This window comes from Maribellus mangrovi (assembly GCF_037646455.1).
Taxonomy (GTDB): Bacteria; Bacteroidota; Bacteroidia; order Bacteroidales; family Prolixibacteraceae; genus Draconibacterium; species Draconibacterium mangrovi_A.
The window spans coordinates 1-5,545 of sequence record NZ_JBBIXN010000013.1; the positions used below are offsets into that span (position 1 = coordinate 1).

A 5,545-nucleotide genomic window follows, 5' to 3' on the forward strand; every position below is an offset into this window, starting at 1 on the left:
AAACCACCGGAACTCATTCCCTTAATTCGGGGCGACAAAGGTAAATAACTTTTTATTCCTACCAAAAATTTAATCGGAAAATTTTAAAGAATTTTATTTCCCTTTGAGCATGTATACAACAAACAAAATTTCACATTGTTTATTGCGTCTCAATTTTTGTCATCCCTTCAGTGAACGTTCGCCTCAAAAGCGGGTGCAAATGTAATCAGGTTTTTATAAGCTCCAAACTTTTAAGGTCGTTTTTTTCAAAAAAAATACCGCTTATTTTTTAAGCAGCTGAGAATCAATATCCATAAAATATTAGAACGGATTAACATTTACGATTCACATTTAAATTGGTTTCAATGATTGCCACAAAACAGGATTATAAATTACTGTACTGTCATCCAATATTCACCCAAATATTTTTAAAAAATTTAGTGAATTGAATAATTAATAGGTCCACTGCATAAGCTGGGTGGCAATAATGGCTGCATAAGTACCCAGTGCGTAACCCAAAACGGCTAAAAGTACACCTACCGGTGCCAATGCTGTACTGAACGCCGAAGCAACAATTGGCGCCGAAGCTGCTCCCCCAATATTCGCCTGACTGCCAACAGCCACAAAAAAGAATGGAGCCCGAATGATCTTTGCTACCACTAATAATATAGTGACGTGAACCAGCATCCAGATTAAACCAATTACAAAATAGTGCATGTTATTGAATGCTTCGAGGAAATTCATTTTCATTCCAATGGTGGCTACGAGTATATATATAAATACACTTCCAAAACGCGAGGCTCCTGCTCCTTCATACTTTTTAAGTTTTGTAAACGAAAGCGCCAACCCAATAGTTGTGGCTATTACAATGAGCCAGAAAAAACCGGAGGCCAGCGAACTTAAATTGTATTTGTCTAGAAATGCACGATGATTGTCCATGTACGGAGCAATATAATCGGAACCTAAATGCGCTATGGCTGTTGCACCAAATCCAATGGCAAGAATTACAAAGACATCGTTTGCCGTAGGAATTTTGGCGATTGATGCACGGTAGCTTTCGACACGATGCTTCAGGTCTTCGATCGACGAATTATCGGCTTTGAGTCGTTTGTCGATTTGAAGATAACGGCCGGCACCGAATAGCAACACCCCCATCCAAATATTGGCCACAAACACATCAATAATGATCATAGAGGAGAAAAGGTCGTCTTTGCAGGCATAAATTTCCTTCATTGCGGTTTGATTCGCTCCCCCGCCGATCCAACTTCCTGCAATGGTTGAAAGTCCGCGCCAGATTTCATCACCGGGTAAAGCCTCCTTGATATCGGGAAATATGGCAGCTGAGATCCATAATGCAATCGGGGCTCCAATTACAATACCGATAGTTGCGGTAATAAACATGATCAAAGCTTTGGGCCCGAGGTTGAAGACTCCTTTTAAATCGATACTCAAACAGAACAATACCAAACTGGCCGGAAGAAGGTAGCGAGAAGCTACAAAATACAATTGAGACTCTTCGGGATTGACCATTCCAAGCGGCCAGTTCAAAAATCCGGGTACAAAATAACAAAGCAGTAAGGGCGGAACATAAGTGTAAAACTTCTTCCAACGTTTATTATTACTGGAAGATGTTACAAAAATAGCCGCCAGTATCAGCATTAAAATCCCAAAAATTACCGCATCGTTTTTTATTTCCATGCCCTTCTACCCCTGCATTTTTTATGCTATTATATTTATATATGTGTAAGTTGATCACAAACTAATAATAAAAATTGCTGAAACACAAATACCCCATCTTATGAATGCAATCAATATTTCTCCCTATAACAAACTAATATCGTAATAAACGAGATATAAATTAAACCGCTATTTTAAAAAAATCTCGATAACCGGAATTTCAACATTTGGTTTATTCACCGGCAACAAGAGATTTACGTCGTTTTCACCTGTTTCCTGTTGCACCCAATGTCCATATGGTTTTCCGATTTTTATTTCAGATGCATCGTGCAAAAACTGAGCATATTTGATCTTATCGCCATAGTCGCGCATCAAAAAGTTTTTTAGCGGATAATCGAGCAGGTGCACATACAGCCGATTGGTTTCCGGATTGTAAGTCAATAATGTATTGGCCGGAACTTCGAAATTTTCAGGAGCCTGGGTGCAACCATAAATCGAACGGCTGTTGTATTTCATCCACTCTCCCATTTCTGCAAGCGCTTTATCTGCCCGATAATCGAAAGTTCCGCGGGCAGTCGGCCCCACATTTAATAAGAGATTACCTCCTTTGCTTACCGATTCAATCAGCAATACCAATAACTGTTTGTTGTCTTTCCAGGTGTACTCGTCGCGGAAATAGCCCCACGAGCCGGAAAAAGTCTGGCAAGTTTCCCACGGAATTTTAACGCCATCTTCTTCAGGCCATTTCTGTACTTTGAACTGCTCGGGAGTCGTAAAATCCCAACCGCCTGCATAATCTTTCAAGTCGGCACGATCGTTAACCAATATTCCGGGTTGAAGTTCGCGTACCATTTTCATCAAATCAACCGAACCCCAATCTTCGCGTCCTTTACCAAATTTTCCCGGAAATGAATAGTCGAGCCACAGAATGTCGATCTTACCATAATTGGTCAGTATTTCCCGGACCTGGTTTTTCAGGTAGTCGCGATAAATACTCATGTCGCGATCTTTATTCAGCTCATCATATTCTTCCTGAGTTTTTGCACTCATTGGGTGCACCCTGTCGATGGTATATTCAGGATGATGCCAGTCGATCAGCGAATAATAAAATCCGATCCCCAAACCTTCGGCCCGAAAAGCATCCACCCATTCTTTAATAATGTCTTTTCCATAAGGTGTATTTGTAACTTTGTAATCGGTAAATTCCGAATCGAACATATTAAAACCTTCGTGATGTTTGGTGGTGATCACCGCATATTTCATCCCGGCTGCTTTTGCTTTGCACGCCCAATCTGCCGGATCGAACAGATCAGGATTAAATATTTCGAAGTATTTTTGATAATCTTCATCAGAAATGCGTTCATTTTTTTTCACCCACTCGTGACGTGCAGCCTGTGCATACAGTCCCCAGTGGATAAACATTCCAAAACGCGCATCGGTCCACCACTGCATGCGTTCCTGTTTTTGAGCTTCGGTTTCGTCCCATATTTTTTTCTGGGCACTGGCGGTTTGACTAAAAACCAGGGCCGTTAAAACGACCAGTAACAATTGTTTCATGTCTATTTAATTTAGTTAGTTGGTTGAATTTATTTAGTAATAATATCGAACTCGGCAATGCCCATTCGTCCATTTTCTTCAACAGGTGTCATGGCTCTGAAGTTTATATAACGTCCTTCAACCGGCTCAAAAGTTCTAGTTTGCCAAACCGGACTGTTCCTAATGTTCGAAAACTCACCCGAAGATTGTGCTTTTCCCCAGTTTCTGCCATTTTCACTTACATAGAATTCGTAAGTAAAAATGATACCCGGACTCCAACGTTCCTGATCGGGCAAATATCTAAATCCTGAAATAGTTGCCTTTTCTCCCAAGTCGATCATAACATCTATCGGTCGGTCTCCGGAAACACTCCAGGCGGTATTTTCATCTCCATCCAGAATCTTTGATGTATTTTCATCCCCTTGAAGCTTTCCTTTTATTTTCCATTTCGTTTTCACAATATCAAATTCTGCCACCGAAACCGAACTGTATTTTTGAGCCTCCGGATCGAAAGCAACCGCCTGAACGCTTCCCTTCTTATCCAACACAAACGGTTTATCATATTTTTCTGAAGTGTTATCCGGTTCAGTGCCATCAACTGTATAGTAAATATCAAGCCCCGAATCGAAGGCTGTAATAGTGACCAGTCCCTCCTTACTTCTTTGAACCACAGGTTCAACCAAAACTTTAGGTGCGTTGTACAATTCAATGTTTGAAATTACCGGACATGCCTCGGAATCCAGAATGTTCAACCTCACTTTTGATGCCGTCACGTCATCAATCCTTAAGATTCGTTTCCTACCGATGGTTGTTTCCGAAGCTATTTCTATCCATTCATCTCCCTGCAGAACTTCGACTGTAAACTTTTTGATTCGTTGACCAAGCCGTATATCTTCCTGAGCCAGAAAGCGATTAAATTCGGTAGGTTCACCCAGATCGATAGTAACTGAAGCCTGAATCACTCCATCATCAGTTGCCCAGTAAGAATCCGGGTTTCCATCGGTCACATTCTCAGCTTTGTATTTTTTTGAATTCCCCCGAGTATTAGTTGCCTGTGCAGGTTTATCCTTTGCAAAGTTATTTGCAAAATCAGCCTTAACAGCTTCTGCCAGTTTCAGGATCTGCGCAACATCGTTTTCATGAATAAGCCCCCGCGTATCGACCGGAAAATTAATGAGCAACGATGCATTTCGTCCAATACTATTATAATATATATCGAGCAGCTGAGGCAGCGTTTTCACTTTATGGTCTTCCGACGGATGGTAATACCACCCCGGACGAATGGATACATCAACTTCGGCAGGCACCCAGTACGTGCCATCTTCGTGACCAGTTCTCAAATCAGCATAATTAGGCGATCCTGGATAAAATTCATCTCGCCGAATTGGTGCCCAGTTAGTCTTCATCGCCCAACCTTCTTCGTTGCCAACCCAGCGAACATCCGGGCCGGCATCGCTGAACATACAAGCCATTGGTTGTAGTTCCCGAACTATTTTGCGTGTGTTCTCCCAGTCGTAATACGTTTTACGATCGATCCGTCGCTCTTCGTTGGCTCCCCCGTAATAGCCGGTTCCACCGTTTGCTCCATCGAACCACACTTCAAAAACATCGCCGTAGTTGGATAGCAGTTCGCGCAACTGAGCTCTAAAAATTTCGATGTATTTTTCATTGCCATACTCCGGATTATTCCTGTCCCACGGAGACAAATAGATCCCCAGTTTTAAACCGTATTCCTGACAAGCATCGGCCAGTTCTTTCACCACATCTCCTTTTCCGCTTTTCCAGGGCGAGTTTATTACCGAATGATCGGTAGTTGCTGTTGGCCACAAACAAAATCCGTCGTGATGTTTCGCGGTAAGAATAATCCCTTTCATCCCGGCTTCCTTTGCTACACGTGCCCATTGCCGGCAGTTCAACTCAGTTGGATTGAACAGCTTAGGATCTTCGTCACCAAATCCCCATTCCATATTGGTGAATGTATTCATATTAAAATGCACAAAAGCATAATATTCAAGCTCATGCCAGGCCAGCTGTCGCTCAGAAGGCAGTGGCATTACAGGTGCGGGAGGCTCAACATTAGAGCATGAAAACAGCAGCACAACTATGCCCAGGAAACTAATTCGACGTAACATCTTATTGATTTTTTTGTTATTTGGATAAATATATAATGAATTTTTAAAAAAGTAATTATTTCACAAAAATTACGTAGACTAATTCATTAGCTGCCTGATTTATTGAGGTTTTGTGATACTATGAAATCCTCGCAGAATATTAATCAACGTCAGTTCGACATAAGAAACACAATAATTTATTAGAAAAGAAACAAGGTTTTGTTTATATTTAAGTATCTCAC

At 41.4% G+C, this 5,545-nt stretch carries 3 protein-coding genes; all 3 read right to left on the reverse strand.

Features of this window, described 5'->3' with window-relative positions:
* Positions 1-432: 432 nt before the first annotated feature.
* Entirely contained in the window at positions 433-1,677 is a 1,245-nt protein-coding gene (locus WFY05_RS22220) for a DUF819 family protein (RefSeq protein WP_340115143.1), read from the reverse strand.
* Between the two features lie 168 nt (positions 1,678-1,845).
* Positions 1,846-3,213, reverse strand: a complete 1,368-nt coding sequence (locus tag WFY05_RS22225) for an alpha-L-fucosidase (protein WP_340115144.1) — start codon at positions 3,211-3,213, stop codon at positions 1,846-1,848.
* 29 nt (positions 3,214-3,242) lie between these two features.
* A complete protein-coding gene (locus WFY05_RS22230; protein WP_340115145.1) occupies positions 3,243-5,324 on the reverse strand; it encodes an alpha-L-fucosidase in 2,082 nt (693 codons plus the stop codon).
* Between the last annotated feature and the right edge of the window lie 221 nt (positions 5,325-5,545).